Source organism: Vreelandella subglaciescola, from assembly GCF_900142895.1.
Taxonomy (GTDB): Bacteria; Pseudomonadota; Gammaproteobacteria; order Pseudomonadales; family Halomonadaceae; genus Vreelandella; species Vreelandella subglaciescola.
In genome coordinates this window covers 1,129,691-1,155,751 of record NZ_LT670847.1, presented here as the reverse complement: position 1 = coordinate 1,155,751, position 26,061 = coordinate 1,129,691, and the positions used below count along the sequence as shown (strand labels likewise).

Here is a 26,061-nt window from a genome sequence, read left to right as displayed (position 1 = left end):
TTTCATAACCCTTATTTCATAGCCTTTATTTCATCACCCTTATTTCATAACTTGGCGTCACATTACTGAAAGCGGGGCGCTGGCGGCGCACCGTATACTGAAACTCGTTCCAAACGCAGAAAAAGCGGAGAGATATCCATGAGCACTACCCCGACTCGGCAGGATTTCGACCAGTACATGGCGCCCAACTATTCCCCTCAGCCGGTAATCCCGGTGCACGGTGAAGGCAGCCGCCTGTGGGACCAGCAAGGGCACGAGTACATTGATTTTGCCGGCGGTATCGCGGTTAACGCGCTGGGGCATTGCCACCCGGTGCTGGTCGATGCGCTCAAGACCCAGGGGGAAACGCTGTGGCATCTTTCCAACGTCTTTACCAACGAGCCGGCGCTCAAACTGGCCAAAAGCCTGGTAGAGCGCACCTTCGCCGACAAGGTGTTTCTGTGCTCCTCGGGCGGTGAGGCCAACGAGGCCGCGCTGAAGCTCGCGCGTCGCTACGCGGTGGAGCACCACGGCGAGCACAAAGACAAGATCATTTCGTTCGCCAAGTCGTTTCACGGCCGCACCTTCTTTACCGTCAGCGTGGGCGGCCAGCCCAAGTATTCACAGGGTTTTGGTCCGGTGCCGGGCGGTATTCTGCACGCCGACTACAACGACCTGGACAGCGTACGCCAGCTGATGGGCGATGATACCTGCGCCATCATGGTCGAGCCGATGCAGGGCGAAGGCGGGCTGATTCCGGCCGACCCCGAGTTTTTGCAGGGGCTGCGCACGCTGTGCGACGAGCACAATGCGCTGCTGGTATTTGACGAAGTGCAAACCGGCGTGGGCCGCACCGGCAAGCTTTACGCCTACGAGCATTACGGCGTAACGCCCGACATCCTCACCAGTGCCAAGGCGCTGGGCGGCGGCTTCCCCGTGGGCGCGATGCTCGCCACCGATGACGTCGCCAAGTCCCTTGCCATCGGCACCCACGGCTCCACCTACGGCGGCAACCCGCTGGCCTCGGCCGTAGCGCTGGCCGCGCTTGAATTCATTGATACGCCCGACGTGCTCGCAGGCGTAAACAAGCGGCATGATCTGCTGCGCGGTCACCTTGAACGCATTAACGAGAAACACGGCGTGTTCAGCGACATTCGTGGCCTGGGCCTGCTGATGGGCGCACAGATGTCCGACGCCTTTGAAGGCCGCGCCAAGGAAATCCTGCCGCTGGCGATTGAAGAAGGCGCGATGGCGTTGATCGCCGGCCCCAACGTGCTGCGCTTGGCGCCGTCGCTGGTGATGCCCGAGGCCGACATCGAAGAAGGCATGGCACGGCTTGAACGCGCCATTGAGCGCCTGGTTGCCAAGGGTTAAACAGGGCCAACAAGGAGCCGGCGATGCTGATCATCCGACCCGTAGAGCTAACGGATCTGCCCGCGCTTGAAGCGCTGGCCTCTCACGCCACACCGCAGCTGACCAACCTGCCGGCGCATCGCGAACGCCTTGAGGAGCGCATCGCGCGCTCACAGGCGTCGTTTAGCGACAAGGTGGACTACCCCGGCGACGAGCACTACACCTTTGTGCTGGTGGATATCATTGATGCGGCCGGGCACGGCGAAGTGCTGGGCACCGCGACGATTCGTGCGCGTGCCGGCGCCCGCGAGGCCTACTATACCTACCGTCAGGAAACCTTGATCCACGCCTCCCAGCAGCTCAACGTGCGCCGCGAAGTGCAAACGCTGGCGCTGTCCCACGAGGTATCAGAGGCGACCTTGCTGTGCGCCATGTCGATCAATCCGCGATACAAGGGCACCAGCGCGGAAAGCCTGCTGCGCCGCGCGCGGCTGATGTTCATTGCCCAGTATCCCGAGCGCTTTTCCGACGTGCTGGCAGTGGCGTTTCCCGGCTATCTGGATGCCAGCGACGAATCGCCGTTCTGGGAAAGCGTCGGGCGGCACTTTTTTGCCCGCAGCTATCAGGACATGAATCACATTGCCGGGGTGCGCTCAAAAAGCTTTATCGCCGAGGTGATGCCGCAGTTTCCGCTGTATTTGCCGCTGCTCACGCCGTCGGCGCGGGCGGCCATTGGCCGCGAGCACCCGGCGCACGAGCGGGCGCTGGCGGAAATGCTCGCCGAGGGCTTTGTACGCTCGCGCCACGTGGATATTTTCGACGCCGGCCCGGTGGTCAAGGCTGATCGCGAGCGGCTGGCAAGCGTGCGCGGTGCGGCGTGGCATCCGGTGCGCATTCGTCCCGCGCACGCGCTGCCCGATGCCGAGCCGGCGCTGGTCGCCAACCAGAAGCGCGACGGGTTTCGCTGCGTGGTGGCGCGCTATGCATTGTCGCCCACCGGCCAGCTGATGCTGACCACCGAGCACGCCGAGCAGCTGGGCGTGGAAAAAGGCCGCGCCGTGCTGGCCGCCCCGCTCACGCTGCCCGCCGCGGAAGACGCGCTGGATGAAGGAGAAATGTAATGCGCATTCGACCCATTGCCCGCGACGATCTGGATGGGCTGCAGGCGCTTTCGCAGCAGGCCGGCGTGGGGTTCACCTCGCTGCCGGATAACCGCGAGTTTCTCGCCGGCAAGATTGAAGCCGCCGCCAGCGCCTTCGAAGAGCGCACCGCGCGGGATAACCGGCTGTATTTTTTCGTGCTGGAAGACGAAACCGACGGCGAGCTTGCCGGCTGCTGCGCTATAGAAGGGCAGGTCGGCCACGAGGTGCCGTTTTATCATTACCGGCTGGGCTCGCTGGCGCATTCGTCGGTGCAGCTGGACCTTCACCGTACGATTGATACGCTGTTTTTAAGCTCGGATCACACCGGCGACACCGAGGTGTGCTCGCTGTTTGTGCGCCCCGAGTACCGCGGCGAGGCTAACCGCCACCTGCGCAACGGCGCGCTGCTGTCCAAGGCGCGGTGGCTGTTTATCGCCGAATTCCGCGACAGCTTCCCCGACAAGGTGCTGGCCGAAATGCGCGGGCTGTTTGACGACAACAACCGCAGCCCGTTCTGGGACAGTCTGGGTCGGCACTTTTTCCCCATGGACTTTGACGAGGCCGACCGCCTCACGGGGCTGGGGCAAAAGAGCTTTATCGGCGAACTGATGCCCAAATTTCCGATTTACACCACCTTCATGCCCGACGAAGCGCGCGACTGCATCGGCCAGGTGCACCGCCACACCCGCCCGGCGCTTGAAATGCTCAAGAAAGAAGGGCTGCGCTGGGAAGGCTACATCGACATTTTTGACGGCGGCCCCACGGTGGAAGCCTACATTGACGACGTGCGCGCGGTGCGCAACTCGCAGTGCTATCGCGTTGAGATCGACGCCAATGCCGTTGATGAAAGTGTCAGCCGCTGGCTGGCCGCGACTACCACGATGCTGGGCTTTACCGCCGCCTGGGTAGGCCGCGCGCCCCGCGACGAAAACATTGTACTGACCCCCGCCGAAGCCCGGCGCCTGAACGTCACCACGGGCGATACCCTTCGCCTGCTGGAAACCTGACGCTGACACACTGAGCCAACTTGATAGCCAAGGGAGACTGATATGCACGCCACGCAACAGCAGCTGATCAACGGTGAATGGGTCGACGGTAGCGCAACGGCGCTGACCAAACACGACGGCGTTTCCGGCGCGCTTTTATGGCAGGGCGGCGCCGCTGATGAGGCCCAGGTTCAGGCCGCGGTAAAAGCGGCCCGGGGCGCGTTCTCCGGCTGGGCGAAAACGCCTTTTGCCGAGCGCAAGGCACTGGTAGAGCGTTTTGCCGAGGTGCTGAAAAGCCGTCAGGAGGCACTTGGCGTGGCCATTGCGGCGGAAACCGGCAAGCCGCTGTGGGAAGCGCGTACCGAGGCTGGCGCAATGGTTGGCAAGGTGGCGCTGTCGATCAGCGCCTTTAACGAGCGTACCGGAGAGCGCGGCAAAGCCGTGGGCGAAGCTCGCGCCGTGCTGCGCCATCGCCCGCACGGCGTGATGGGGGTCTTCGGTCCGTACAACTTCCCCGGCCATCTGCCCAACGGTCACATCGTGCCGGCGCTGTTGGCGGGCAATACCGTGGTGTTCAAACCCAGCGAACAAACGCCGCTCACCGCCGATTTGACCCTGCAGTGCTGGTTGGAAGCCGGCCTGCCGGCGGGCGTGATCAACCTGGTGCAAGGTGGCGTGCCGGTGGGCCAGGCGCTGGCCGGCGACCCGGACATCGACGGGCTGCTGTTTACCGGCAGCGCCAAGGTGGGCGGCATGCTGCACCGTCAGTTTGCCGGCCAGCTCGACAAGATTCTGGCGCTGGAACTCGGCGGCAATAACCCGCTGGTGGTGAAAAGCGTACCCGACCAGCGCGCCGCAGTGCTGACCATTCTGCAGTCGGCGTTTGCCTCCGGTGGCCAGCGCTGCACCTGCGCGCGGCGCTTGCTGGTGCCCAAGGGTGAGGTGGGCGACCGGCTGATCGAGGCGCTGGCGGAGGCCATCCGCAAGCTGCGCGTGGCCGAGCCGTTTGACGAGCAGAACCCGCCGTTTTATGCCGGGTTGGTCAGCGCCGCCGCTGCCGACGGCCTGCTGGAAGCGCAGCGTGAGCTTGAAAACAAAGGTGCCACCGTTATCCACCGCATGCAGCGGCTGCAGGACGGCACCAGCCTGCTCAGCCCCGCGCTGCTCGACGTGACCGGTCTTGAAGTACCCGACGAAGAGCACTTCGGCCCGCTGCTGACCGTGCGGCGCTACGCCGACTGGGATGAGGCCATCGAGCTTGCCAACGATACCCGCTACGGGCTTTCGGCCGGGTTGATCGGCGGCGAACAGGCCGACTGGGATGACTTTCTGCTGCGCATTCGCGCCGGCATCGTCAACTGGAATCGCCAGACCACGGGCGCCTCGGGCGATGCACCCTTTGGCGGCGTCGGCGACAGCGGCAACCACCGCCCCAGCGCCTACTACGCGGCGGACTACTGCGCCTACCCGGTGGCCTCGATGGAAACCGACACCCTCGCGCTGCCGGAGACGCTACCGCCCGGGGTGACGCTATGACCCGTCAGGCACAGGCAGCTCAGGTTGCCACCGAGAATGAGCGCATGGGAGAGAACGTCTGCGAGGTCAACTTTGACGGCCTCGTCGGCCCCACGCACAACTACTCCGGGCTGGCGGCAGGCAACGTAGCCTCAAAGCGTCATGCCGGGCTGGTATCCAACCCGCGCGAGGCCGCGCTTCAGGGGCTGGAGAAAATGCACGCGCTGAGCCGTGCCGGCTACGCTCAAGGGGTGCTGCCGCCCCAGCAGCGTCCGGATATGGCCGCGCTGCACGCGCTGGGCTTTTCCGGCAGCCATGCTGCGATGCTGGAGCAGGCGGCAAAACAGGCGCCGGCAATACTGCGCGCGGTGTGTTCGGCCTCGAGCATGTGGACGGCCAATGCGGCCACGGTAACGCCGGGCGCTGATTCGCCGGACGGCCGCGTCCAATTTACCCCGGCCAACCTGCAGTCGAGCTTTCATCGTTATTTGGAGCCGGCCACTACGGGGCGTGTACTGCAGGCCATTTTCAACGATCCGTGCCATTTCGCGCATCACGCACCGCTGCCGGCCACGCCGGCATTTTCTGACGAAGGCGCGGCCAACCATACGCGGCTGTGCGCCGACTATGGCAATGCCGGCGTGCACCTGTTTGTTTATGGGCGCGAGGCCTTTGGCAGCGCGCCTGCGCCCAAGCGCTTTCCCGCGCGGCAAACCCGCGAGGCCAGCGAAGCGGTCGCCCGGCAGCACGGCCTTATTGAGTCGCAGACGGTGTTTGCCCGCCAGCATCCGGACGCCATTGACGCCGGGGTGTTCCACAACGACGTGATCGCGGTGGGCAACGGCCCGGTGTTGCTGTATCACGCCATGGCCTTTGCCGATGAACAGGGCACGCTGGATGCGCTGCGCGAGAAAATGCCCGAGCCGTTGATCCCCGTGCGCGTGCCGCTGGAAGCGGTAAGTCTTGAAGATGCGGTAGCCACGTACCTGTTCAACTCACAGCTGCTGTCCAACCCGGACGGCAGTATGACGCTGGTAGTGCCGGGCGAATGCGAGACCAACGAAGCCGTGTGGCGCACGTTGCAGGATCTGGTGCTGGCCGGTCATAATCCGATTGGCGAGATTATCGTCAAGGACGTCAAACAGAGCATGCGCAACGGCGGTGGCCCTGCCTGCCTGCGCCTGCGGGTGGCGCTGAGCGAGGCCGAGCGCGCTGCGCTGTCTGGCCGCGTGCTGCTCACCGAGGCGCTCTACGCCGAGCTTGTCGGCTGGGTGAAGCGCCACTACCGCGATCGCCTGGCGCCGGAAGATCTCGCCGATCCGCTACTGGTTGAAGAGTCGCTGACGGCTCTCGACGAACTGACCTGGATATTGCAGCTGGGCGCGATTTATCCGTTTCAGCGGGACGCCTGAGGAGAGACACACGAGTGAGTGGCATAGTGTACTGGCTGGATATGGCCGGGGTGATCGTCTTTGCCCTGTCGGGCGTGGTGCTGGCCTGCCGCAACCGGATGGACCCGGTGGGCATGCTGGTGCTGGCCGCGGTGACCGGCATTGGCGGCGGCACGCTGCGCGACCTGGTGCTTGGCGTGCGGCCGGTCTTCTGGGTGAGCGACCCTACTTATCTGTGGGTGATTTTTATCACGGTAGCGCTCGCCATGGTCGGCTTTCACTATATTCACCGACTTTCGCGCGGGTTCATGCCGGTGGCCGATGCCTTCGGGCTGGCGCTGTTCACCGCGCTGGGTACCCACAAGGCGCTGGAGCTTGGGTACGCCGACAGCGTGGCCACGCTGATGGGCATGATGACCGGCGTGGCCGGCGGCATGATCCGCGACGTGCTCGCCCAGCGTGTGCCCATGGTGTTGCGCGAAGAAATCTACGCCACGGCGGCCTTTGCCGGCGGCATGGTCTACGTGCTGCTGTATGCGCTCGGTGCGCCGCTGCTGCTGACCATCGGCGCCTCGCTGACGGCCACGCTGAGCCTGCGGCTGGCAGCGATCTACTGGCGTTTGTCGCTGCCGGTATTTGCCTGGGTCACGATTCCGCCTAAGCCGAACGACGATGAGCAAGTGGTCGCAAAGAAGGCCAAGGAACGGGTGCGCATGATTCGCCGCGAGCGTAAACGTCGATAGTGCCGCACGCCTCAATAGAAAGCCTCTGCTGTTGATCCTTGTTTTATGGCATGATGCGCGGCGTTGGTAGCGATGGACTTTCAATGACAACACCAGGCAGGCAGCGAACGCCATGTTCAAGGATTTTTATGCGCAGTGCGGCGATGAAATAACCATCTCCGCCGAGCAGGCCAGCCGCTTCGCCAAAGGCGTCGCCGGTGACTACAACCCGATTCATAACCCCGATGCGCGGCGCTTTTGTGTGCCCGGCGATCTGCTTTTTGCGCTGGTGCTTGAGCGCTTCGGGCTATCCCAGCACATGGAGTTCCGTTTTCTGAGCATGGTCGGCGCCAATACGCCGCTGACCTTTTCGCAGTCAGTCAGTGGCGACATCCACGTCACTGATACATCAGGAAAATGCTACCTGGACGTCACGCGCAGCGGCGACACGACGTTTGACAAGGAAGCGGTTGATGCCTTTACCCGCTGCTACGTGGCGTTTTCGGGGAAGAACTTTCCCCACTATTTAAAGCCGTTGATGGAAGCCCACGGGGTGATGTTCAACCCCAAACGTCCGCTGGTGATCTACCACAGCATGGGCTTTACCCTGGAGCGGCTGGACGGCTTGGCACCGGATCTCGCGCTCTCTCGCTCCTCGCTTGAGGTGCAGGGCAAACGTGCTGACGCGCTGCTGGATTTTTCCATTGAATCGGCCGGCAAGCCGTTTGGCGTCGGCTCGAAGAAACTGGTGGTCAGCGGGATATGTGACTACGACGCGACGGAGATGGATGCCATCGTGGAAGAGTTTTACCGGCTGAAAGCCGCCTACGAAGCCGCCTGAATTTTTTGGTCATCGTTGCACTAAAAAGCCCCGACGTCTGTTGAACGTCGGGGCTTTGGGTTGAGCATTTGACGCCTGGCGGGTTGCGTCAGATGTTGCGGAATAGCGGCAGGTTGTCTGCGAGCAGCTGCTTGATCGGTTCAAGCTGGCTCTGGTGGAGCACCAGCACGCTTTCTTCCTGAGTAAAGGCTTTTCCCTGGGGGATCAGAAAAGCAAACTCGCCTTCTTCCATATGAAATTCGTGAATTTCGCGCAGGCCGGCGGCCAGGTGACACAGGCTGCTGCGGTAGAAGTCATCTTCCCCGTAGACCAGCCGGTGATACATCTTGAACATCGTATAAAGGGCCAGCCCGTGCTCAAACGCCGGCCAGCGGGCGGGGTGCTGCTCGATGTCATCATCAAACGCCTGACCCTTGGCACGAGCGGCGGCAAGGGCTTTATCCAGCGGCTGGGTAAACAGCTGGCGTGAGGGCGCGCGCTGAGTCCCGTTGAAGTCTTCCATCGCGTGTTCAAAGGTCTCAAGGCTACTCAGCGGATACTCGGTGCAGGCCAGGTCGGCCGGTTCGCAGCCGCCGTTTTCCCAGCCGTGTATCACCCGCAGTGTCAGCAGTTCACGCTCCATGGGGCGCACCACAAACAGATACAGCATGACGCGCAGGTGCAAAAGCCGTTCCTGGCTGTCGTTATCAAACGCTTCATAAGGGTCGCTGAAGAGCTCATGGAGGCGGCCGTGAATGTGTTCCTTTGCTTCTGTGTAGTGCATGACTCATCCCTTCACGCATGGCGGACGTTGTTACGCCGCATATGTATTAGCTTTTAAGCAGCCAAGCATAGCGCAAGAGCGAAAACGTCGCCAAGTCTGTAGCGTAAGCTGTGGGGTCACGGAGAGTAGTGGCTGGCATGCGTCACTTCAATGCGCGCGGCCTTTGGCATGGAGAGCCTCGTGGGCAAGCAGCCATTCCTTGCGCGAAAGCCCGCCTGAATAGCCGGTCAGCCGCCCGTTGGCCCCGACGACGCGGTGGCAGGGTACAATGATGGGCAGCGGGTTTTTGCCGTTGGCCATACCCACCGCCCGCGACGCCGTGGGTTTGCCAAGCGTCTCGGCAAGTTCACCGTAGCTGCGCGTTTCGCCGTAGGGGACGTCACCGAGCGCGCCCCATACCGTCTGCTGAAACGGCGTGCCGACAGGCGCCAGCGGCAGGTCAAAGACCATGCGTAACCCGGCAAAGTATTCCGCCAGCTGCGCCTTGCAGCGTTCGAGTAGCGGGTGTTCGCGCCGGGTGCCAAAAAGTCCTCGGGAGAACTCGACGCTTAAAAGGCCGTCATCGCTTGCGCAAAGCGTCAGGCGGCCGAGCGGCGAGTCTTTCGGGGGTTCAAAGTAATCAAGATACATGCCGGGCTCCGGGTTTTATGCTGATTTTTAGCAAAAATCCGCGTAAACCCTCGCCCAGCGGGCGGGGATACAAGCGGAAACTGCAACGCAATTCTAGTCCGGTGTTTTCTGCCCTTCCACATAGGCTTTAAGCGTCTCGATCGTCGCTCCTCCTGCGCTACACGCAAAATACGACCGCGACCACAGTGCGGCACTTTTACTCAATCGCGGAATGTGGCCATTTAATAATCGAATACGTCGGGATGACGTAGATTTCAAATTATTGACCAACACGCTAATCGCTAGCTTTGGCGGATACTCGACAAGAACATGAACGTGGTCTTCCTCGCCATCGAACTCAATAATACGGCAGTCCAGTTTTTCGCATGCTGACTCGAAGGATGCCCTGATCTGGCCCATTATATCGCCGTCAAAAACCTTTCTTCGATACTTCGTGGTAAAAATAAGGTGCGTGACGAGTCGGGTCACGCTATGCCTTCCTCGCCGATATTCATTGCTCACACTCACTTGACTTACCTGCTGTAGCCCTTAATATAAAGGCACTATAGCAAGGACACTGACATGCTGAAAGCCACAAAAGTACGCATCTACCCCACGACTGAGCAGGCGGGTATGTTGAACCGCCAGTTCGGCAGCGTGCGCTTTGCGTATAATACTGGCCTTCGCATTATGTCCCATCGCTATCAGCGTCACGGTGAGTCATTAAGTGCGAAACATCACATCAAAAAACTGTTGCCGGTGGCGAAAAAGTCGCGCAAGTACGGCTGGCTAAAACAGGCTGACTCAATCGCACTGCAACAGGCGTGCATCAACCTCGATAAAGCCTTCCAGCGGTTTTTCGACCCCAAGCAGAAGGCGAGCTACCCGCGTTTCAAAAGCAAGCGGGGCAGGCAGTCCAGCTATCACTGTGTCGGCGTCAAGGCCGGTGATAGCTGGATCAAGGTGCCCAAGCTCAAGGCGATAAAAGCCCGTATCCACCGTCCGATAGCCGGTAAGCTGAAAAGCATCACGCTGTCTCGCACTGTCACCGGCAAACACTACGCCTCGTTGCTGTTTGAAACGGAACAAGCCGAACCGGCACCGTTAATGGATATTGAGGCCGCTAATGTTGTCGGCCTCGACATGGGGCTCTCGCACCTGGCCATTGATTCCAATGGCACGAAAACAGCGAATCCGCGCTTTATCAAGCAGGCGCAGAAGAACCTCAAGCGTAAACAGCAGTCACTATCGCGCAAGACAAAAGGCAGTGCCAAACGGGCTAAAGCCCGCCTATTGGTTGCCAAAGCTCACGAGCGGGTGGCCAATGCCCGCAACGACTTCCAGCACAAACTTTCTCGACAGATCGTTGACGACAACCAAGCGGTGATCGTCGAGACACTGAAAGTTAAAAACATGATGCAGAACGGCAAACTCGCCAGGCATATTGGCGATGCGTCGTGGCATGCTTTGATCACCAAGCTGGCGTACAAAGCGAAGGAACAGGGCAAGCACCTGGTCAAAATAGATCAATGGTTTCCCAGCTCCAAAACCTGCCATGCCTGCCAGCACAAGATGGCCTCAATGCCGCTGAATGTTCGATCGTGGGATTGTCCTCATTGTGCATCCTCAAATGATCGGGATATCAACGCGGCCCTGAACATCAAGTGTCAGGGCCTGATCCAGTTAAAGGCGGAAGGGCTGTCCGTCTCTGCCCATTGAGGCTCGCGTAAAGCCGGCACGTTGTCGGTAGCAGCCGTTGAAGTGGGAAGCCCCGTCCGTGGCGCGTCAGCGCTTAGGGCGGGGAGCAGTCACCAGCATAGTAGCTTATGCGTTAACGGGCGTTGCGTGACCTTCTGCTTCCAGCCGTTCCCATACCGGGGCCTTTTCCGCCTCGGTCATCTGGCTCCAGCAGGCAATTTCATCCAGCGTGCGCCCGCAGCCTTGGCAAGTCTGGCTGGGTTGATGTATTTGACAGATTTGCACGCACGGTGAAAGCGGGCGCTCGGGGAGTGTTCCGGGCATCGTCGTTCGCCTCTTGATGCTTATCGTTAGAGCTTGACCTTGCCGCGCAGCGCCTTGGTTTTGCCTTTGCGTGTTTTGCTGTCTACGCGTTTGCGCTTGGCGTTGCGGCTGGGTCGGGTCGGGCGGCGGGCTTTTTGCTCTGCCGCCGCGCTTTTAATCAGCGCTTTCAGGCGCGCCAGCGCATCCTCTTTATTCAGCTCAAGAGTACGGTGTTTCTGCGCCTTGATCACAATCACGCCGTCGCGGGTAATGCGCTGATCAGACAGTTCCAGCAGCCGCTCCTTGTAAAAGGGCGGCAGCGTCGAGCGCTGAATATCAAAGCGCAGGTGGACGGCGGACGCCACCTTGTTGACGTTTTGTCCGCCGGAACCTTGCGCGCGAATTTGTTCGATGTGGATTTCCCAATCGGCCAGTATCACGTTATTGGATATACGTAGCATGGTTAGATATACGCAGAATGGTTGGATATACGCAGCATAGTGCCTCGCCGATCAAAAAAGTGGTCACAATTTAACACGATGCCTCGTTATGCGTCTGGTTGAAGCGGGCGGCAAGTGGCCGCATACACAATGGTAGCGGCGCGTATCAAAGGCCGTAAAAGCAGTGATTAGACAGGAGGCAATATGACCACATTGGTAATCGGCGCCAACGGCCAGATCGGCAAACAGTTTTGCGAACGTGCCCAAAAGGCGGGGGAGCCGGTCAAGGCGATGGTGCGCCGTGAAGAACAGACCGGCTGGTTTGCCGAGCGCGGAATTGACACGGTTGTCGCTGATCTGGAGGGAGATTTTTCCCATGCGTTTGACGGCTGCGAGCAGGTTGTTTTTACCGCCGGCTCCGGCCCTGATACCGGGCCGGATAAAACCCTGATGATTGATCTTTACGGCGCCATTCGGGCGGCGGGTATCGCCGCTGAGAAGGGCCTCAAACGCTTCATCATGGTCAGCGCCATGCGCGCGGAAGACCCCATGACCGCGCCGGAAAAACTGCGCCCCTACATGGCGGCCAAGTTTGCCGCCGATGCGCACCTGCGGCTAAGCCCGCTGCCCCATGTCATCCTCAAGCCAGGCCGGCTGAGCGATGACGCTGCCACCGAGTTATTTGCCGCAAGCGTTGACGAAGCTGGCGACAACCGGATTTCTCGCGCCAACGTGGCCTGCGCGCTGCTTTACGCCGTGCAGCACGCGGTACTGGAAAACACGGAGTTCACGCTGCTTGACGGCACGCGCAGCGCCGCCGAGGTCATGGCCTGATCAGCTCTGCGTCAGTCGCGCCTTGAGCGCATTGAGGAAGGTGTACACGCGGGCGGCGTTGGTGCCCACGTCACTTTTGCCCAGCCGTGAGGCCGAACGCATATCTACCCGCGTGGCGCTGTCTTCCTCGCTTAGCCGCACCACCACGTCATCCTTGAAACCGAACCAGCGGGTCGTGGCGGTCGCTTCGATATGATTCTGGCTGACATCAACAATTTGCCAGCCGGCATCCTGCATTTCGGCCTGCACAGCCGCCAGCACCGTGTTCATGGGCGCATCAAGGGTCAGCGGTTGAATCTCGGGGTAGGCGGCGCGCTGCTGCTCGGCGGTGCTTTCGCCGGGGTACTCCATCTCGTTCGGGGCTTCTTCGCGGGCATTGGCCAGCGCGGTGAACGCCGGTGGGTTGTCCATGTCGGTCGTAATGTCATGAATGGCCGGCACCGCCTGGGCGCGCTGCCAGTGTTGCCACGGCACATAGAGGACGGCCACGGCGCAGGCGATAACCAGTACGGCGGTAAAGCCCGGGCCAAAACGACGCTTGATGATGCCGGCCAGCAGCGCCATAAGCCCCACGGCGGCGGCCGCCATGGCGGTATAGGTGGCATAGCGCAGCAGGCTGAAGGCATCGCCAAGTTCCAGCATTTCCGAGCGGTACGCGGGGCCGGCAGCGGCGAGCAGCAGCGCGGCGGCGAGCAGTAACAGCACGCTGAGCCATGCCAGCCGGCGCGGCACGGCGCTTTTGGTGGGGCGGTCGATAATCGATTGTGTTGCCATCGTTAGTCCTTGTTGGTTCAAATAGGTATAGCTTGGCATCTGGCGGCCAGACTTGCACAGGCCATCTGGCCGGGCAAACTGCCAAGGCAATGCGAGCTCGCACCGGATAATACGCTTTCGTAAGAATGTAGTGGCCAACTGGCGTTCGCCAGTCCAGCGTCTTGCGAGGTCGTGTGTTCAGTGAATCGGCGATGGCATCAAACTTTTACTGGCTGTAGACCGAGAGATCGGTACCTTTCGGCAGGTATTGCCGCAAGAGGCCATTGGTGTTCTCGTTGGAGCCACGTTGCCAGGGGCCATGAGGGTCACATGCTCAGCCGCAGAGCTCGCGGTACTTCGTTCAGCTTATCGCTGAATCCGACGGCCGCGGCCGTCGTCGTGGTGCCATCCGACTTGGTCAGGATGATCAAGCTCGTGGTGCGCCCAACCAGCGTTTTAACGGCAGAACCATTATTGGCGCCGATTATCATGTCGCACTTCCCAGTGCCTCGGCATCAGGCGGTCTTCGATTTCAGGCGGCCGCTGATGGATGCTGATCAGATCTGGGATCTATTGCCGATGATCTTGGCCAAGGCTGCGTGAACGGCGGCTGTGCCCGATACCCGGCAAAACTAGCGTCATATGCTAAATTTGTCGCGCAATCCATACCACCATGAGCCCATCATAGAATAAGGAACGCGAAACATGCGCCCACCGGGGAATGAGAGCCACGGCACCTTGGCGAAGACGTCGAACCGGGTCAGGTCGCCGTCGATCGCCTCGGACAAGATGCGTCCGAAGGTGTGCGACCCTGTGACGCCATGCCCGCTATAGCCATGCGCAAAATAGGTGTTGTTACCGATGCGACCCATTTGTGGAACGCGGCTGAACGAGAGGGCGAAATTACCGCTCCAAGCGTAGTCGATTTTGACCCCTTTGAGTTGCGGGAACACCTTGTTCATGTTGCGCTGCAACTTGGCTTTGATGTCGCTGGGGTCTGCTCCACCATAAACCGTGCCGCCGCCAAACAGCACTCGTTTGTCGCCAGACAGGCGATAGTAATCAAGGATATAGCGGATATCTTCGACGCATGTGTCTGTCGGCATCAGATCGTGTGCGCGCGCCTCGCCCAAAGGCTCAGTCGCCATCACCTGAGTTGACACCGGCATCACTCGCGATGTCAACGTCGGCACCACGTGACCCAGATAGGCATTGCCGCAAAGGACCAGAGTCTTGCAGGTCATTGTCCCTTTGGAGGTTCTGACCACAGGCCGTGCCGCAGCATGATCTACGTCGATCACCGGGGACATCTCATAGATTAAGCCGCCGTTCTTCTCAAACGCTGCCGCCTCGCCGAGAGCCAGGTTCAACGGATGCATATGACCGCCGGAATGATCGATCAGCCCTCCGGCATAGACGTCAGAGTTCACATGCTTCTTCACCTGATCCTTATCCAGCATTTCTTGGTTCTTGATGCCGTAGCCGGCCCAGAGATTCATCCGCTCTTCTAATTCGCTCATATGAGCGCTTGTCAGACCGGTAAAGATGTTCTTGTCCTTCAGGTCGCACTTAATACTATAGGTGTTGACCCGCTCGCGTATGATCTTGCTGCCCTCCTGCACAATGCCGGCAACGAATGTCGCGGTGTCCTGCCCATAACGCTTTTTGATCGTCTGTAGACTGGCGTTCAACCCGTTGACGATCTGCCCGCCGTTGCGCCCCGAGGCGCCCCAACCGATACGCGCACCCTCAATGATGGCTACCTTGTAGCCTTTTTCTGCGAGGTGCAGACCGGTCGATAGTCCGCTATAACCGGCACCAATGATGCAGACATCGATCTGGTGGTCACCGATCAGTTCCGGCCGCTCCGGCGCGGGGTTGGCGGAGGCAGCATAATAGCTTGCGGTGTGGTTGCCATCGCCGGCATAAGGATGCTTCTGCAGAGTCATCACACGATCTCCATATTAGCTATGATGTTCGTAGTTGGTCACATGGCCGGCGAATGTACGGAGTTTCTGCACTTATTGCGTGAGCTCAGGAGCACGGGTTGCCAGCTCATAATTCATGGGGCTGAGGTAGTTCAAGACCACGGGTTGTTCTGACGCCGGACGGCCACTGCGTTCCTAACTCAGATACCAAGTCGGTCGCGTGTCTGGTAATACCAGGCACCGACGGCTGAGAGCGGCACGCGCAGCAAGCGTCCGCCGGGGAAGGGCATATGAGGCAGCCCGGCGAAGGCATCGTATCGCTCGTCACGCCCGGTCATTACTTCAGCGATCAACCGCCCGGCCAAGTGGGTACAAGTCACTCCGTGGCCAGAATAACCTTGAGCAAAGTAGACGTTGTCATTAAGTACACCTAACTGTGGAAGACGGTTGAGCGTCATCAGGAATGTCCCGCTCCAAGCATAATCGATCTTCACCCCTTTGAGTTGGGGAAAGGTCTTTTCCAGTTTGGGGCGAATTAAAGCCTCAATATCGGCTGGGTCTTCGCCGCCATAGTTAACACCACCGCCGTATATCAGGCGATTGTCACGGGTCAGCCGGTAGTAGTCGAGCAGGTAGTTGCAGTCTTCGACGGCCATGCCGTTGGGCAGCACCTCCTTCGCTTGCGCCTCGTCCAGCGGCTCAGTGGTGATGACCTGCGTCCCACAGGGCATGGACTTACCTTCAAGTTCGGGCAGCACGCCGCTCAGATAGGCATTGCCAGCCATCACCACACGCTCGGCATTAACCTCACCCTCGGGGGTTCTTAGTGTCACAGGACTACCGTGCTCCAATTTGACTAAGGGTGTTTGCTCATAGATAACGCCTCCCATAGACTCAAACGCTGCGGCCTGACCAAGCACCAGATTGAGCGGATGCAGATGGCCGCCCGAATGATCCACTAGGGCGCCCACATAACGGTCGCTGGACACCTCGCGGCGATAGGTGTTGCCCTCGAGCATCTCTAGCCGGTCGTGGCCGTAGCGCTCCCAGAGGGCCTTGTGCTCACGCAACCCTCGCAGTTGCTTGTCATTGCAAGCGGCAAAGAGGTTACCATCGCGCAGGTCGCAATCGATGTTGTATGTATCCACTCGTTCACGGATGATACGATTGCCTTCGAAGGCCATATCCCCTAATGCTCGGGCAGTCTGCTCACCATACTTAGTCTCGATTACGTCCATATCACGACTGTAACTATTGACGATCTGTCCACCGTTGCGACCTGAGGCTCCAAAGCCCACCCGCGAAGCCTCCAATACAATCACTTTAAGCCCCTTTTCGGCCAAGTGCAGGGCCGCAGAAATACCAGTGAAACCAGCACCGACTACACACACATCGCAGTGGGCCTCGCCCTGTAGGGCCTGGCGCTCAGACGCCGAATTAGCCGTAGCAGCGTACCAAGACGCAGCATGTTGCGAAAATGATGTGGCGTTCATTGAAATCTCCAGTGGAAGCTTTACTTAACACTCATTCCTCTATGCTACGGGGTTGGTGTTAATGAAAAAAAGAAATAATGATATGCAATATTTTCCAAAAATATGAAAAAACGATTTGCAAAACCTTTCCTCTCACCGCCGTCATATCGGCTACTGTAAGAGAAGCAGCGCCTAGGTCAATAATGGTCAAGGCGCTGTAGTTTGTGACAGCTAAGAAATCTTAGGTCATAAGGTAGCCTAACGCTAGAAAGCCCAAAGTGGTGATGCCGGCTCCCAGCAAGACATAAGGGAACTGGGTAAGCGCGTGTTGCATCGGCTGGCAACCGCTTCCTTGGGCGGAGAGGACTGAAGAGTCGGAGAAAAAGCAGGCATGGCTGCCGAAACTCGAGGCGGAGAGTAGCGCTCCGATGATCAAGGGCATAGGTGCATCCATGTGTTGTGCAATTGGGACCACGATAGGGATCGAAATCACGAACACACCCCAGGAAGAACCGGTACCGAAAACTACTACGGCCATGGATAGGAAGACGATGGCTGGCAGCAAGGCGACCGTCATATAGGGGGTTAGGGAATCAATCAAGAAGGTGGTCATGCCCAGCTGATCGTTGATTTCGCGTAGTACAAAGCCCACAGCTACGATAGCCAGTGGAAGCATCATGGTACGGAAGCCATCCATGATAGCGTCCATTAGAGTGTTGAAGGTGGCTAGACGCTGGATCAGGTAGAGTAGGATGGTAAATAGGGTCGCTACAATCACCCCCTTAAGTAGGTCGATCTCGAACCAAGCGCTGGCACCGATTAGCACTGCCATCGGTACCAGGAAATTGAGCATGCCGACCCAAGGGCTAGTCCGGGGGGCGTCATCGGTATCCAGTTCAACATCGGGCGCGCCATCGGGAATTGGTTGGCCGGCTTGAGCGCGGGCCTCGGCAGCTTTCATCGGTCCAAAGTCCGGCATGTTACCGGTGGCCATTAACAGCACTAGTCCTATGGCTACCCAGCCATAGAGCATAAAGGGAATCGACTGTATATAGAGTGACATGCCGGCGCTTTCGGTAGCGCCGTTAGTTTCAAGTAGCTCGGAGAAATAGACTGCCCAAGTTGAGATCGGGACTAAAATGCAGATGGGTGCGGCCGTGGAGTCAACAATGTAGGCCAGTTTTTCTCGGGACACACCGAAGCGATCAGTGAGGCGTTTCATGGCTGCGGGCGTGGCTAGAGCATTGAGATAGTCGTCAATGAAGATCATCACGCCCAACGTGGCGGTGCTGAGCAGTGACTGACGCCGCGTTTTAACTAGGCGAGACATGAAGTGGCTGAAGCTCATTGTGCAGCCTGATTTCTCGAGCATAGCGATGAAGCCACCCATCAGTCCGCAGACTAGAATCAGCCAAGCGATGGTCTCGTTCATCATCACTGACAGCGAGATATCGGCCAGCTCGCCGATGAAGTCATCTGGCTGCAGCATGATTAACCCGGACAGCGCGCCGATGGCCAACGCCTCCAGTGTGCGATGGGTGGAAATGGCCACCACTAGCACGATCAGCGAAGGCATTATGCTGATCCAGCCAAACTCGGTGCCGGCTTCATGATAGAGAGTTAGGCTGGCCACCGCGGCGAATATGCCGGTCACCAGCATCAGCGTCTTGCCCTTGCCTCGCTGGGTAGGATAGGAGGGTGCAAAGGCGTGGTTTGTATGGCTCATGGCTGACCTCCTGCAGGTGCTGTTAGGAGGTGCATGTCGGCCAAGAAGGGTGAAGCAGGGAATATTATGATTGTCATCCTGTTGTCCCTTGGTTTTGATAAATGAGTAGCAAATAAGGAAGAGGCTTGAGTATTCGAAAAGCCGCTTAGACGTGGCGTAGGTACCAGTCGTATTCAAGCTGACTGACTTTCCGCATGGCTAGGTCACGCTCGGCTCGGCGGTTGGCGATGAACACGTGCAAAAAATCTTTACCTAGCGCCTCGGTCAGCGACTGACTTTCTTCGAGCAGATCAAGCGCCTGAGACCAACTGTTGGTCAGGCTCGGCGCGTGCTGGTCGTACGCATTGCCGGTGATCGCCTTGTCGGGCGTCAACTCCTGGCTCAAGCCGTGATCGATAGCGGCCAGCAGGGTGGCCAACAGCAGATAAGGATTAACGTCGGCGCCGGCGACACGATGCTCGATGCGGCGCGCCTCGTTGGGGCCGGAGGGGATGCGAATCGCCACCGAGCGGTTGTCATGACCCCAAGTCGGAGTCATCGGCACATAGAGCCCCGGCTGGAAGCGACGATAGGAATTCAGGTTGGGCGCAAACAGCGCCATGGAAGCCGGCATCAGCGCAAGCAGCCCAGCGGCCGCTTGCTTCAGGGTCTGGGTGCCCAGCTCATGACCATCGTCGGCGGCAAACACATTGTGGCCGCTTTCGTCGACCATGCTTATGTGTACATGGGTGCCGTTACCAGCTTCATTGCCATAGGGTTTGGCCATGAAGGTGGCCTCGAAGCCATGCGTGAGTGCCACGCCCTTGATCAGGCGCTTGAGTAGTACGGCGCTGTCGCAGGCCACTAGCACATCATCGCAGTGAATCAGATTGATCTCGAACTGACCGGGAGCACACTCCTTCAGCGTGGTGTCCAGCGGCAGGTTCTGAACCTTTGCCGCTTGCTGGATGTCTTCCAGGAATTCGGCGTACTCGTCCAGCTCACTGATTGAATACAGCTGGCTCTGAGTAGCCCGCTCGCCGCTGGATGGTGAGCAGGGCGGCTGAATCATGCCTAGATCGTTGCGCTGGCGGTCGACCAGATAAAATTCCAGCTCTAGCGCCACTACCGGCGTCAGGCCGCGCCGACCCATACGCTTGAGCATGCGTGACAGCACCTGGCGAGGATCGGCGAAAAATGGACTGCCGTCGTTTTCTTCCATGCTCATCAGCAGCTGGGCGTGTTTGCCATTGCGCAGCCAGGGAGTGGGCATCAGTGTGCCGGGAATTGCCCGGCATACTCGGTCGCCGTCACCAATATCAAGCCCTATCCCGGTTTCCTCAACGGTGTTGCCGAGGGTGTCGAGGGCGAATAACGATGCTGGCAAAAAAATGCCGTCGAGCCAGGCCTTTACGAGGTTGTCTCTGGGTATGCGCTTGCCGCGTACTACGCCGTTGAGGTCGCTGATCAGCAGGTCGATGCTAGAAATATCTGGATGCTGCTCGAGAAAGTTATTCACTTCGTCAGTACTGCGAGAAGACATGTGGGTACCTTTTGCGTTCTCATCGTTATCGATGGGTCATCTTTTGATCATTGCTTGATGTTGTCAAATTTTTAATGACATAGATGCTGAGTCTTTAGTCGAGTGCAGTGTGTATTTTTTTTTAATTACCCTTTTAATACATGAGTTTATATTTATTTGTCATGTGGTTTGATGTGGTGGTGTTGGCAAAGATACATACTCAAGGTATGTTGAATAAAGCATAACAATCTTCACGGTCTTGCTGTACAAAATTTAAGGAGAAATTAATGCAGATCCGTCCGCAGATCCGTCCATTGGTGGCTGTGATTGCATGCCGCCGCGACGTCGAAGGCCATCCTGCTCATATTGTGACCGACAAGTATCTGACTGCCTTGCGTGCCTATGGGCTGGACCCGGTGGTACTGCCAGTGTGGGAGGATGTTGACGTCGAGCGCGCCAAGCGGCTGCTCTCCCATTTCGATGGTCTGATGCTGACCGGTAGCCCGACTAATGTGCACCCTTCGCGCTATAGGGAAGAGTGCGCGCCGGAGAACGAGCGAGCCGATACAGATCGGGATGCAGTCGCTCTGGCGCTGATCCCTGCGGTCCTTGAGCGTGGGTTGCCGTTACTGGCCATCTGTCGCGGCTTTCAGGAGCTCAACGTGGCCTTCGGCGGCAGCCTCTACCAAGCGGTGCAGAACCAACCCGGTAAATTCGACCACCGCGAGCCAAAGGGGAAGACTCAGCAGCAGTATGTCCCGACCCATGAGCTGGCGATCAAGCCAGGCGGTGTGCTGGCCGGCCTCTACCCCGAGCACGGCGCCAGGGTGAACTCGTTGCATCAGCAGGGTATCGACCGGCTTGGCAACGGGTTGACGGTTGAGGGCGTAGCGCCGGACAGCCTGATCGAAGCCGTCTCGGTGAGTGATGCCAAGACCTTTACTCTTGGCGTACAGTGGCATCCCGAGTGGCAGCCCACCGAACATCCCTTGTATGACGCTATCTTCAAAGGCTTCGCCGAGGCCTGTTTGAGCGCTCGATAGCAGTCTGTCGGACTTTCCGCCGCACCGTGAGATACTAACCGCTGCCACTCCGAACTGAGAAAACCGCCATGAGCCGCTTTATCCCTGTGGACCGTCAGACCGATGACTTACTGCCGCCTTCGGTAGACAAGTGGTTGCCGGATGGCCACCTGGCGCGGTTCGTCGTTGATGTCGTCGAGCAACTGGACCTCTCAGCCCTGACTCGGTATTACGCCGGCCGGGGCTCCAAGGACCATCATCCCGCGGTACTGCTGAGTCTGTTGGTCTACGGCTACGCTACCGGCGTGGTCTCTAGCCGCAAGATTGAGCGTGCCACCTATGACTCGGTGACGTTTTGCTATTTGGCCGCCAACACCCACTCCGACCACGACACCCTGGCTACCTTTCGTCGACGTTTTCTGCCGACGCTGGAGCAGCTGTTCGTTCAATTTTTGCTGCTGGCCCGAGAAATGAAGCTACTCACGCTCGGCACCATCGCGTTGGACGGTACCAAACTCAACGCCAATGCCAGCAAGCACAAGGCATTGCCATATGATCATGCCAAGAAGCTGGAGGCGCAGTTCAAGGCCGAGGTGAAGGAGCTGACCCAGCGGGCCGAGTCGGCGGATAAGGATGACGCTGCCGACGGCATGGATATTCCTGCCGAGATGGCCCGGCGTGAAGCACGCTTGGAAGCGATCGCCGTAGCAAAGACTAGACCCAAGCCGCTGGCTGGGGTCAAGGTGCTCGATCTCTCTCGGGTACTGGCCGGTCCTTGGTGCGGCCAGTTGCTGGCTGACATGGGCGCCGACGTGATCAAGGTTGAGCGCCCCGGCAGCGGTGATGATACACGCCACTGGGGCCACCGTGGCTCCCGGGCACTAGGGAATCTGCGTATTACCTCTCCGCCAATCCCTTGGACCAGGTTTTCGATGACCCCCATGTCAAAGCGCGCCAACTCAAGCACACCTTGCCTTATCCTCAAGCCGGACAAGTGAACTGGGTTTCCAATCCTATTCGCTTCAATGATATTGCCTTGAATGCCGATATACCCCCACCCGGCTTGGGCCAACACACGGATCAAATTCTTGAAAACATGTTGCAACTTGATGCGCAACAAATTGCCACATTGAAGCAACAAGGCATCATCTGACGCTTTATCATTTTTTGCCCTTAGGCGGGTCTTGGGAGATACACTATTCATGTCACATTCAATGCCGAATTTAAAACCTCCGGGTACTTCTACTCTGTCGGAAAGCCTGGCAGATCTCGTCATACCCAAAGCTTATATCAATGGCCAGTGGCACAGAGGAACGCATACCTTTGCCGTGACCAACCCGGCCAATGGTGAAGCGCTGGCTCAGGTGCCGGATATGGGCGCCGAGGAAGCTCGAGAAGCGATTGCCGCGGCAGATCAGGCTTTCCCGGCATGGCGTAAAAAGACCGCCAAGGAGCGCTCCAGCCTGCTGCGTCGTTGGTTTGACGCGATTATGGCGCATCAGGAAGAACTCGCGCAGCTGATGACGCTGGAGCAGGGCAAGCCCTTGGCAGAGTCCCGGGGTGAGGTCGCCTACGGCGCCAGTTTTGTCGAATATTACGCCGAAGAAGCCAAACGGGTTGCCGGAGAAACCTTGCCCGGCCACGGGGTCGATAAGCGCATTTTGGTATTCCGCGAGCCTATCGGCGTTGTGACGGCGATTACTCCCTGGAATTTCCCTCTGGCGATGATTACCCGCAAGTGTGCGCCGGCACTGGCGGTAGGTTGCAGCGTGGTAATCAAGCCGGCAGAGGCCACGCCTCTCACTGCCCTGGCACTCGCCAAGCTTGCCGAAGATGCCGGGCTGCCTGCCGGGGTGCTCAATGTGATTACCGCCTCGCAAGGGGCAGAGGTCGGTAAAGTGTTGAGCACCGACCCCCGGGTACGCAAGATCTCCTTCACCGGCTCTACTGCCGTGGGCAAGAAGCTGCTTTCCCAGTGTGCCGATACCGTCAAGAAGGCCTCCATGGAGCTCGGCGGTAACGCCCCCTTTATCGTTTTTGACGATGCGGACCTGGACGCGGCGGTGGAGGGAGCACTGGTCTCCAAATACCGTAATTCCGGCCAGACCTGCGTGTGCACCAATCGCTTTCTGGTGCAAGACGGCGTCTATGATGCCTTCCTCGACAAGCTGGCGGCGCGGGTCAAGGCGCTCAAGGTGGGCAATGGGCTGGAAGACGGCGTCGTCCAGGGGCCATTGATCAATCAGGCGGCGGTGGAAAAAGTCCAGACGCATATCAACGATGCCCTGGAGAAGGGTGGCCGCTTGATCTGCGGGGGTAAACCCCACGCGCTCGGAGGCACCTTCTTCGAGCCCACGGTGATCGCGGACGTAGACGAGAGCATGCAGGTAGCGCGCGAAGAAACTTTCGGCCCCTTGGCCCCGGTGTTCCGCTTTACCACCGACGAGGAGGCCGTTGCCTCGGCCAATGCCACGGAATCTGGCCTGGCGGCCTATTTCTACGCCCGGGATTACCGGCGTATCTGGCATGTCTCGGAAAGCCTGGAATACGGCATGGTGTCGGTCAATGAAGGGCTTCTGTCCACAGAGCTTGCCCCTTTCGGTGGGGTCAAGGAGTCCGGCCTGGGGCGTGAGGGTTCACGGTACGGGTTGGAAGAATACACGGAGCTTAAATACGTCTGTATCGGTGGTCTTTAACGATCCTGTTCTTAGGAGAACATCATGAATAACGCACAGCTCAACGAACTCAAGAATCGCTACGTGGCCAACGGTGCCGCCAGCGCATCGACACAATTCGCCGACCACGCAGAAAATGCAGAACTATGGGATGCGGATGGCGAGCGCTTCATCGATTTCGCTGGGGGCATCGGCGTGCTCAACCTGGGCCATCGTCACCCCAAGGTGGTTGAGGCAGTCAAAGCCCAGCTCGATAAATTGATGCACACCTGCCAGACGGTGATGCCTTATGCGCCTTATGTACAGCTTGCCGAGAAGCTGTGTCATCTGTCACCGGTCAAGAACGACGCCAAGGCGATGCTGGTCAACGCCGGCGCCGAGGCGTTGGAAAACGCCGTCAAAATCGCCCGCGCCGCCACCGGGCGCAGCGGCGTGATCTGCTTTGACGGCAGCTTCCACGGCCGTACTTTTATGACGTTGGCGATGACCGGTAAGGTGCTGCCCTACAAAAATGACTTCGGCCCGATGCCGGGTGATGTGTTTCGTGCACCCTTCCCCAATGCCTACCATGGCATTAGCGATGAAGACGCGCTAAATGGGCTGAAGAAAGTGTTTAAAACTGATCTTGCCCCAAGTCGTACCGCCGCCATCGTTATCGAGCCGGTACAGGGCGAAGGGGGCTTCTATGCAGCGTCCCCCGCGTTTCTCAAGGCCCTGCGCGAGTTATGCGACGAACACGGCATCCTGCTGATCGTCGATGAAGTGCAGTCCGGTTTCGCACGTACGGGCAAGTTTTTTGCTTTGGAGCATACCGACGTGCAGGCGGACATCATGACCATGGCCAAGAGCCTGGCAAACGGCATGCCGCTTTCCGCGGTGGTCGGTAGTGCAACGGTGATGGATGCCGCCGGACCCAGCTCATTGGGCGGCACTTACAGTGGCAACCCCTTATCCTGTGCCGCGGCTCTGGCAGTGATCGACGTCATTGAGGAAGACAACCTATTGGAAAAGAGTGAGGCGCTAGGCAACAAGCTCACTCAGCGCTTTGAGACCTGGCAGGGGCAATTCGATGCCGTCGATAATACCCGTCATCTGGGCGCCATGGCTGCTTTTGAGCTGGTCACCGACAAAGCGTCGCGCACGCCGGATCCTGAATTAGCGGCAGCGCTGTGTGCTAAAGCCAAGGAGAAGGGCCTGATTTTGCTCTCCTGCGGCTTCTGGGGAAATTCGATCCGTATCCTGGTACCGATTACCGTCAGCGATGAAGTGTTGGAGGAAGGGCTGGATATCATCGAGAGTAGCCTTGAAGAATTAGTCAAGGTCGAGGCGACTGCCACAAATTGAGTATCTGCAAAGCTCCGCTTGGTTTGCATCGCTAGACGATCTGCTCTTGCCCAGTAGCTGTGGCACCTCATGAACGAAGTACACTGATGAGTGTGCCACATAGCAAGGCAAGCGCCTCCCATAAAGTGTAGTGGCATAGTCAATTTGGCCAGCTGGTTTTGAGTGTATGATCACTCCGAGAGAAAATCAGGTGGACATGATGACCAAGAGAAGAAATTTCAGCCCGGCATTTCGTCTGGAAGCGGTAAGCGTCTGGTAATCCCATCTTGAGCCTGGTGCCGCAGCCGGCAAGATAGTGTCCACTTATTCCTTGGTGGACACTAATCATGAGCGACACAAGAGCACTCCGACCTTACCGCAAGCGCCGGCAATACACCCCAGAATTCAAGGCCCAACGGGTGGCTGAAAGCCAACAGCCTGGAACGTCTGTTGCCCGTGTTGCTTTGGATAATGACCTCAACGCCAACTTGCTTCGGCGCTGGATCAGCGAGGCGAAGCAAACAGGTAAAAACCTGTCGCCCGCGTTTGTGCCTATCAATGCACCGGCGGCGACGCCCCCGGTCGTAGAAAAACCGGGCACCATCCGTATCGAAATCCCCCGGGCCGGCGGCCCGGTTGTGGTGGAATGGCCAGCCGACCAGGCGCATCAGTGCGTGGCGCTTCTACGGAACCTGCTGCAATGATCCGCATCGATGAAATCTGGCTGGCCACAGAGCCATTAGACATGCGCGCTGGACCAGACACGGCGTTAGCGCGTGTGGTGCAAGTGTTCGGCTCGGCCAGGCCACACTGTGCTTACCTGTTCGCCAATAAACGCGGCAATCGGATGAAGGTGCTGATCCACGATGGTCTGGGCGTCTGGCTCTGTGCCCGCCGCCTGAATCGTGGCAAGTTCCACTGGGGCGAATCCTGGCGCGGTGATCAACTGCGTTTGACCGATGAGCAGCTGGCCGCTCTGGTTCAGGGGCTTCCCTGGCAGCGCCTGGGTGCCGCCGGCGTTATCTCGGTGCTGTAACCACACGTCGAGCCTTCTGACCATGATCAGAAGGGCGCATCGCCACGGT

General features: G+C 58.9%; 25 protein-coding genes and 3 pseudogenes. 17 read left to right on the top strand and 11 right to left on the bottom strand.

The genetic code is table 11. The annotated features are described in order from the left end of the window. Window positions 1-138: 138 nt before the first annotated feature. From B5495_RS05345 to B5495_RS05315, 7 genes are all read left to right on the top strand, one after another. Window positions 139-1,353, top strand: a complete 1,215-nt coding sequence (locus B5495_RS05345) for an aspartate aminotransferase family protein (protein ID WP_079551928.1) — start codon at window positions 139-141, stop codon at window positions 1,351-1,353. A gap of 23 nt (window positions 1,354-1,376) precedes the next feature. Continuing rightward, window positions 1,377-2,453, top strand: a complete 1,077-nt coding sequence (locus tag B5495_RS05340; protein WP_079551926.1) for an arginine N-succinyltransferase — start codon at window positions 1,377-1,379, stop codon at window positions 2,451-2,453. After that, complete coding sequence (gene astA, locus B5495_RS05335; RefSeq protein WP_079551924.1) at window positions 2,453-3,481, top strand: arginine N-succinyltransferase; 1,029 nt, start codon at window positions 2,453-2,455, stop codon at window positions 3,479-3,481. The genes B5495_RS05340 and astA overlap by 1 nt, the downstream gene beginning before the upstream one ends. A 42-nt stretch (window positions 3,482-3,523) precedes the next feature. Continuing rightward, window positions 3,524-4,996, top strand: coding sequence for a succinylglutamate-semialdehyde dehydrogenase (gene astD / locus B5495_RS05330; RefSeq protein WP_079551922.1), 1,473 nt, complete (start codon window positions 3,524-3,526; stop codon window positions 4,994-4,996). A 44-nt stretch (window positions 4,997-5,040) separates the two neighbouring features. Then, window positions 5,041-6,387, top strand: a complete 1,347-nt coding sequence (astB, locus tag B5495_RS05325; RefSeq protein WP_079554919.1) for an N-succinylarginine dihydrolase — start codon at window positions 5,041-5,043, stop codon at window positions 6,385-6,387. Between the two features lie 14 nt (window positions 6,388-6,401). Then, complete coding sequence (locus B5495_RS05320) at window positions 6,402-7,109, top strand: trimeric intracellular cation channel family protein (protein WP_079551920.1); 708 nt, start codon at window positions 6,402-6,404, stop codon at window positions 7,107-7,109. A 112-nt stretch (window positions 7,110-7,221) separates the two neighbouring features. Beyond that, on the top strand, window positions 7,222-7,929 hold the full coding sequence (locus tag B5495_RS05315; protein WP_079551919.1) for a DUF3581 family protein: 708 nt from the start codon (window positions 7,222-7,224) through the stop codon (window positions 7,927-7,929). A gap of 88 nt (window positions 7,930-8,017) precedes the next feature. On the opposite strand, the gene B5495_RS05310 is transcribed toward B5495_RS05315, so the two are convergent. The 3 genes from B5495_RS05310 to tnpA (B5495_RS05300) all read right to left on the bottom strand — a co-directional run bounded on the left by B5495_RS05310 (window position 8,018) and on the right by tnpA (B5495_RS05300) (window position 9,829). Beyond that, window positions 8,018-8,692, bottom strand: coding sequence for a hypothetical protein (locus tag B5495_RS05310; protein ID WP_079551917.1), 675 nt, complete (start codon window positions 8,690-8,692; stop codon window positions 8,018-8,020). 147 nt (window positions 8,693-8,839) lie between these two features. Continuing rightward, window positions 8,840-9,322, bottom strand: coding sequence for a methylated-DNA--[protein]-cysteine S-methyltransferase (locus B5495_RS05305; protein ID WP_079551916.1), 483 nt, complete (start codon window positions 9,320-9,322; stop codon window positions 8,840-8,842). Between the two features lie 93 nt (window positions 9,323-9,415). Further along, window positions 9,416-9,829 (bottom strand): IS200/IS605 family transposase, encoded by a 414-nt coding sequence (tnpA, locus tag B5495_RS05300; RefSeq protein ID WP_079551914.1) that lies wholly within the window; start codon window positions 9,827-9,829, stop codon window positions 9,416-9,418. A 54-nt stretch (window positions 9,830-9,883) separates the two neighbouring features. On the opposite strand from tnpA (B5495_RS05300), the gene B5495_RS05295 reads away from it, so the two are divergent. Beyond that, window positions 9,884-11,020 (top strand): RNA-guided endonuclease InsQ/TnpB family protein, encoded by a 1,137-nt coding sequence (locus B5495_RS05295; RefSeq protein WP_079551912.1) that lies wholly within the window; start codon window positions 9,884-9,886, stop codon window positions 11,018-11,020. A gap of 105 nt (window positions 11,021-11,125) precedes the next feature. Here B5495_RS05295 and B5495_RS05290 read toward each other — a convergent pair whose 3' ends face one another. After that, on the bottom strand, window positions 11,126-11,323 hold the full coding sequence (locus B5495_RS05290) for a DUF1289 domain-containing protein (RefSeq protein ID WP_079551911.1): 198 nt from the start codon (window positions 11,321-11,323) through the stop codon (window positions 11,126-11,128). A gap of 26 nt (window positions 11,324-11,349) precedes the next feature. Next, window positions 11,350-11,763, bottom strand: coding sequence for an alternative ribosome rescue aminoacyl-tRNA hydrolase ArfB (gene arfB / locus B5495_RS05285; RefSeq protein ID WP_079551909.1), 414 nt, complete (start codon window positions 11,761-11,763; stop codon window positions 11,350-11,352). Between the two features lie 183 nt (window positions 11,764-11,946). Here arfB and B5495_RS05280 point away from each other — a divergent pair, with 183 nt between their 5' ends. Further along, window positions 11,947-12,576, top strand: a complete 630-nt coding sequence (locus tag B5495_RS05280; RefSeq protein ID WP_079551908.1) for an NAD(P)H-binding protein — start codon at window positions 11,947-11,949, stop codon at window positions 12,574-12,576. Here B5495_RS05280 and B5495_RS05275 read toward each other — a convergent pair whose 3' ends face one another. The 6 genes and pseudogenes from B5495_RS05275 to B5495_RS05250 all read right to left on the bottom strand — a co-directional run bounded on the left by B5495_RS05275 (window position 12,577) and on the right by B5495_RS05250 (window position 19,977). Next, window positions 12,577-13,350, bottom strand: coding sequence for a DUF1499 domain-containing protein (locus tag B5495_RS05275; RefSeq protein WP_079551906.1), 774 nt, complete (start codon window positions 13,348-13,350; stop codon window positions 12,577-12,579). 136 nt (window positions 13,351-13,486) lie between these two features. Then, window positions 13,487-13,938 (bottom strand): annotated as a pseudogene (locus B5495_RS14915) (transposase); the annotation flags it as partial. 29 nt (window positions 13,939-13,967) lie between these two features. After that, window positions 13,968-15,278 carry an NAD(P)/FAD-dependent oxidoreductase gene (locus tag B5495_RS05265; protein WP_079551904.1) on the bottom strand — a complete coding sequence of 437 codons (1,311 nt, stop codon included), beginning with the start codon at window positions 15,276-15,278 and terminating at the stop codon, window positions 13,968-13,970. Between the two features lie 179 nt (window positions 15,279-15,457). Next, the gene (locus B5495_RS05260) at window positions 15,458-16,750 is read right to left on the bottom strand and encodes an NAD(P)/FAD-dependent oxidoreductase (protein WP_079551903.1); all 1,293 of its coding nucleotides are present in this window, start codon (window positions 16,748-16,750) and stop codon (window positions 15,458-15,460) included. Window positions 16,751-16,970: 220 nt separating this feature from the next. Next, window positions 16,971-18,455, bottom strand: a complete 1,485-nt coding sequence (locus B5495_RS05255) for a Na+/H+ antiporter NhaC family protein (protein ID WP_079551901.1) — start codon at window positions 18,453-18,455, stop codon at window positions 16,971-16,973. A 145-nt stretch (window positions 18,456-18,600) separates the two neighbouring features. Continuing rightward, window positions 18,601-19,977 (bottom strand): glutamine synthetase family protein, encoded by a 1,377-nt coding sequence (locus B5495_RS05250; protein WP_079551899.1) that lies wholly within the window; start codon window positions 19,975-19,977, stop codon window positions 18,601-18,603. 266 nt (window positions 19,978-20,243) lie between these two features. Between B5495_RS05250 and B5495_RS05245 the strand changes: the two genes are divergently transcribed. From B5495_RS05245 to tnpB, 8 genes and pseudogenes are all read left to right on the top strand, one after another. Continuing rightward, complete coding sequence (locus tag B5495_RS05245; protein WP_079551897.1) at window positions 20,244-20,999, top strand: gamma-glutamyl-gamma-aminobutyrate hydrolase family protein; 756 nt, start codon at window positions 20,244-20,246, stop codon at window positions 20,997-20,999. Window positions 21,000-21,067: 68 nt separating this feature from the next. Continuing rightward, window positions 21,068-21,697: pseudogene (locus B5495_RS05240) on the top strand (transposase); the annotation flags it as partial. 24 nt (window positions 21,698-21,721) lie between these two features. Further along, window positions 21,722-21,891, top strand: a pseudogene (locus tag B5495_RS14910) (CoA transferase); the annotation flags it as partial. Window positions 21,892-21,894: 3 nt separating this feature from the next. Beyond that, a complete protein-coding gene (locus B5495_RS14735; RefSeq protein ID WP_197685641.1) occupies window positions 21,895-22,131 on the top strand; it encodes a CoA transferase in 237 nt (78 codons plus the stop codon). A 49-nt stretch (window positions 22,132-22,180) separates the two neighbouring features. After that, the gene (locus B5495_RS05235; protein WP_422822024.1) at window positions 22,181-23,674 is read left to right on the top strand and encodes an NAD-dependent succinate-semialdehyde dehydrogenase; all 1,494 of its coding nucleotides are present in this window, start codon (window positions 22,181-22,183) and stop codon (window positions 23,672-23,674) included. Window positions 23,675-23,698: 24 nt separating this feature from the next. Further along, window positions 23,699-24,997 carry a 4-aminobutyrate--2-oxoglutarate transaminase gene (gabT, locus tag B5495_RS05230; protein ID WP_079551894.1) on the top strand — a complete coding sequence of 433 codons (1,299 nt, stop codon included), beginning with the start codon at window positions 23,699-23,701 and terminating at the stop codon, window positions 24,995-24,997. A 326-nt stretch (window positions 24,998-25,323) separates the two neighbouring features. Next, the gene (gene tnpA, locus B5495_RS05225; RefSeq protein WP_079550617.1) at window positions 25,324-25,680 is read left to right on the top strand and encodes an IS66-like element accessory protein TnpA; all 357 of its coding nucleotides are present in this window, start codon (window positions 25,324-25,326) and stop codon (window positions 25,678-25,680) included. Beyond that, entirely contained in the window at window positions 25,677-26,012 is a 336-nt protein-coding gene (tnpB, locus tag B5495_RS05220; protein ID WP_172824506.1) for an IS66 family insertion sequence element accessory protein TnpB, read from the top strand. Before tnpA (B5495_RS05225) ends, tnpB begins: the two co-directional genes overlap by 4 nt. Window positions 26,013-26,061 lie beyond the last annotated feature (49 nt).

What these genes read in the sequence shown, in the direction of transcription:
- astD (WP_079551922.1), top strand. Translation starts at nt 3,524, where the DNA reads ATGCACGCCACGCAACAGCAGCTGATCAACGGTGAATGGGTCGACGGT.
- astB (WP_079554919.1), top strand. Translation starts at nt 5,041, where the DNA reads ATGGGAGAGAACGTCTGCGAGGTCAACTTTGACGGCCTCGTCGGCCCC.
- B5495_RS05275 (WP_079551906.1), bottom strand. Translation starts at nt 13,350, where the DNA reads ATGGCAACACAATCGATTATCGACCGCCCCACCAAAAGCGCCGTGCCG.
- B5495_RS05250 (WP_079551899.1), bottom strand. Translation starts at nt 19,977, where the DNA reads ATGTCTTCTCGCAGTACTGACGAAGTGAATAACTTTCTCGAGCAGCAT.
- tnpB (WP_172824506.1), top strand. Translation starts at nt 25,677, where the DNA reads ATGATCCGCATCGATGAAATCTGGCTGGCCACAGAGCCATTAGACATG.
- B5495_RS05295 (WP_079551912.1), top strand. Translation starts at nt 9,884, where the DNA reads ATGCTGAAAGCCACAAAAGTACGCATCTACCCCACGACTGAGCAGGCG.
- B5495_RS05345 (WP_079551928.1), top strand. Translation starts at nt 139, where the DNA reads ATGAGCACTACCCCGACTCGGCAGGATTTCGACCAGTACATGGCGCCC.
- tnpA (WP_079550617.1), top strand. Translation starts at nt 25,324, where the DNA reads ATGAGCGACACAAGAGCACTCCGACCTTACCGCAAGCGCCGGCAATAC.
- astA (WP_079551924.1), top strand. Translation starts at nt 2,453, where the DNA reads ATGCGCATTCGACCCATTGCCCGCGACGATCTGGATGGGCTGCAGGCG.
- B5495_RS05340 (WP_079551926.1), top strand. Translation starts at nt 1,377, where the DNA reads ATGCTGATCATCCGACCCGTAGAGCTAACGGATCTGCCCGCGCTTGAA.
- B5495_RS05245 (WP_079551897.1), top strand. Translation starts at nt 20,244, where the DNA reads ATGCAGATCCGTCCGCAGATCCGTCCATTGGTGGCTGTGATTGCATGC.
- B5495_RS05265 (WP_079551904.1), bottom strand. Translation starts at nt 15,278, where the DNA reads ATGACTCTGCAGAAGCATCCTTATGCCGGCGATGGCAACCACACCGCA.
- B5495_RS05255 (WP_079551901.1), bottom strand. Translation starts at nt 18,455, where the DNA reads ATGAGCCATACAAACCACGCCTTTGCACCCTCCTATCCTACCCAGCGA.
- B5495_RS05315 (WP_079551919.1), top strand. Translation starts at nt 7,222, where the DNA reads ATGTTCAAGGATTTTTATGCGCAGTGCGGCGATGAAATAACCATCTCC.
- B5495_RS05310 (WP_079551917.1), bottom strand. Translation starts at nt 8,692, where the DNA reads ATGCACTACACAGAAGCAAAGGAACACATTCACGGCCGCCTCCATGAG.
- B5495_RS05260 (WP_079551903.1), bottom strand. Translation starts at nt 16,750, where the DNA reads ATGAACGCCACATCATTTTCGCAACATGCTGCGTCTTGGTACGCTGCT.
- arfB (WP_079551909.1), bottom strand. Translation starts at nt 11,763, where the DNA reads ATGCTACGTATATCCAATAACGTGATACTGGCCGATTGGGAAATCCAC.
- B5495_RS05305 (WP_079551916.1), bottom strand. Translation starts at nt 9,322, where the DNA reads ATGTATCTTGATTACTTTGAACCCCCGAAAGACTCGCCGCTCGGCCGC.
- B5495_RS05280 (WP_079551908.1), top strand. Translation starts at nt 11,947, where the DNA reads ATGACCACATTGGTAATCGGCGCCAACGGCCAGATCGGCAAACAGTTT.
- gabT (WP_079551894.1), top strand. Translation starts at nt 23,699, where the DNA reads ATGAATAACGCACAGCTCAACGAACTCAAGAATCGCTACGTGGCCAAC.
- B5495_RS05235 (WP_422822024.1), top strand. Translation starts at nt 22,181, where the DNA reads ATGTCACATTCAATGCCGAATTTAAAACCTCCGGGTACTTCTACTCTG.
- B5495_RS05290 (WP_079551911.1), bottom strand. Translation starts at nt 11,323, where the DNA reads ATGCCCGGAACACTCCCCGAGCGCCCGCTTTCACCGTGCGTGCAAATC.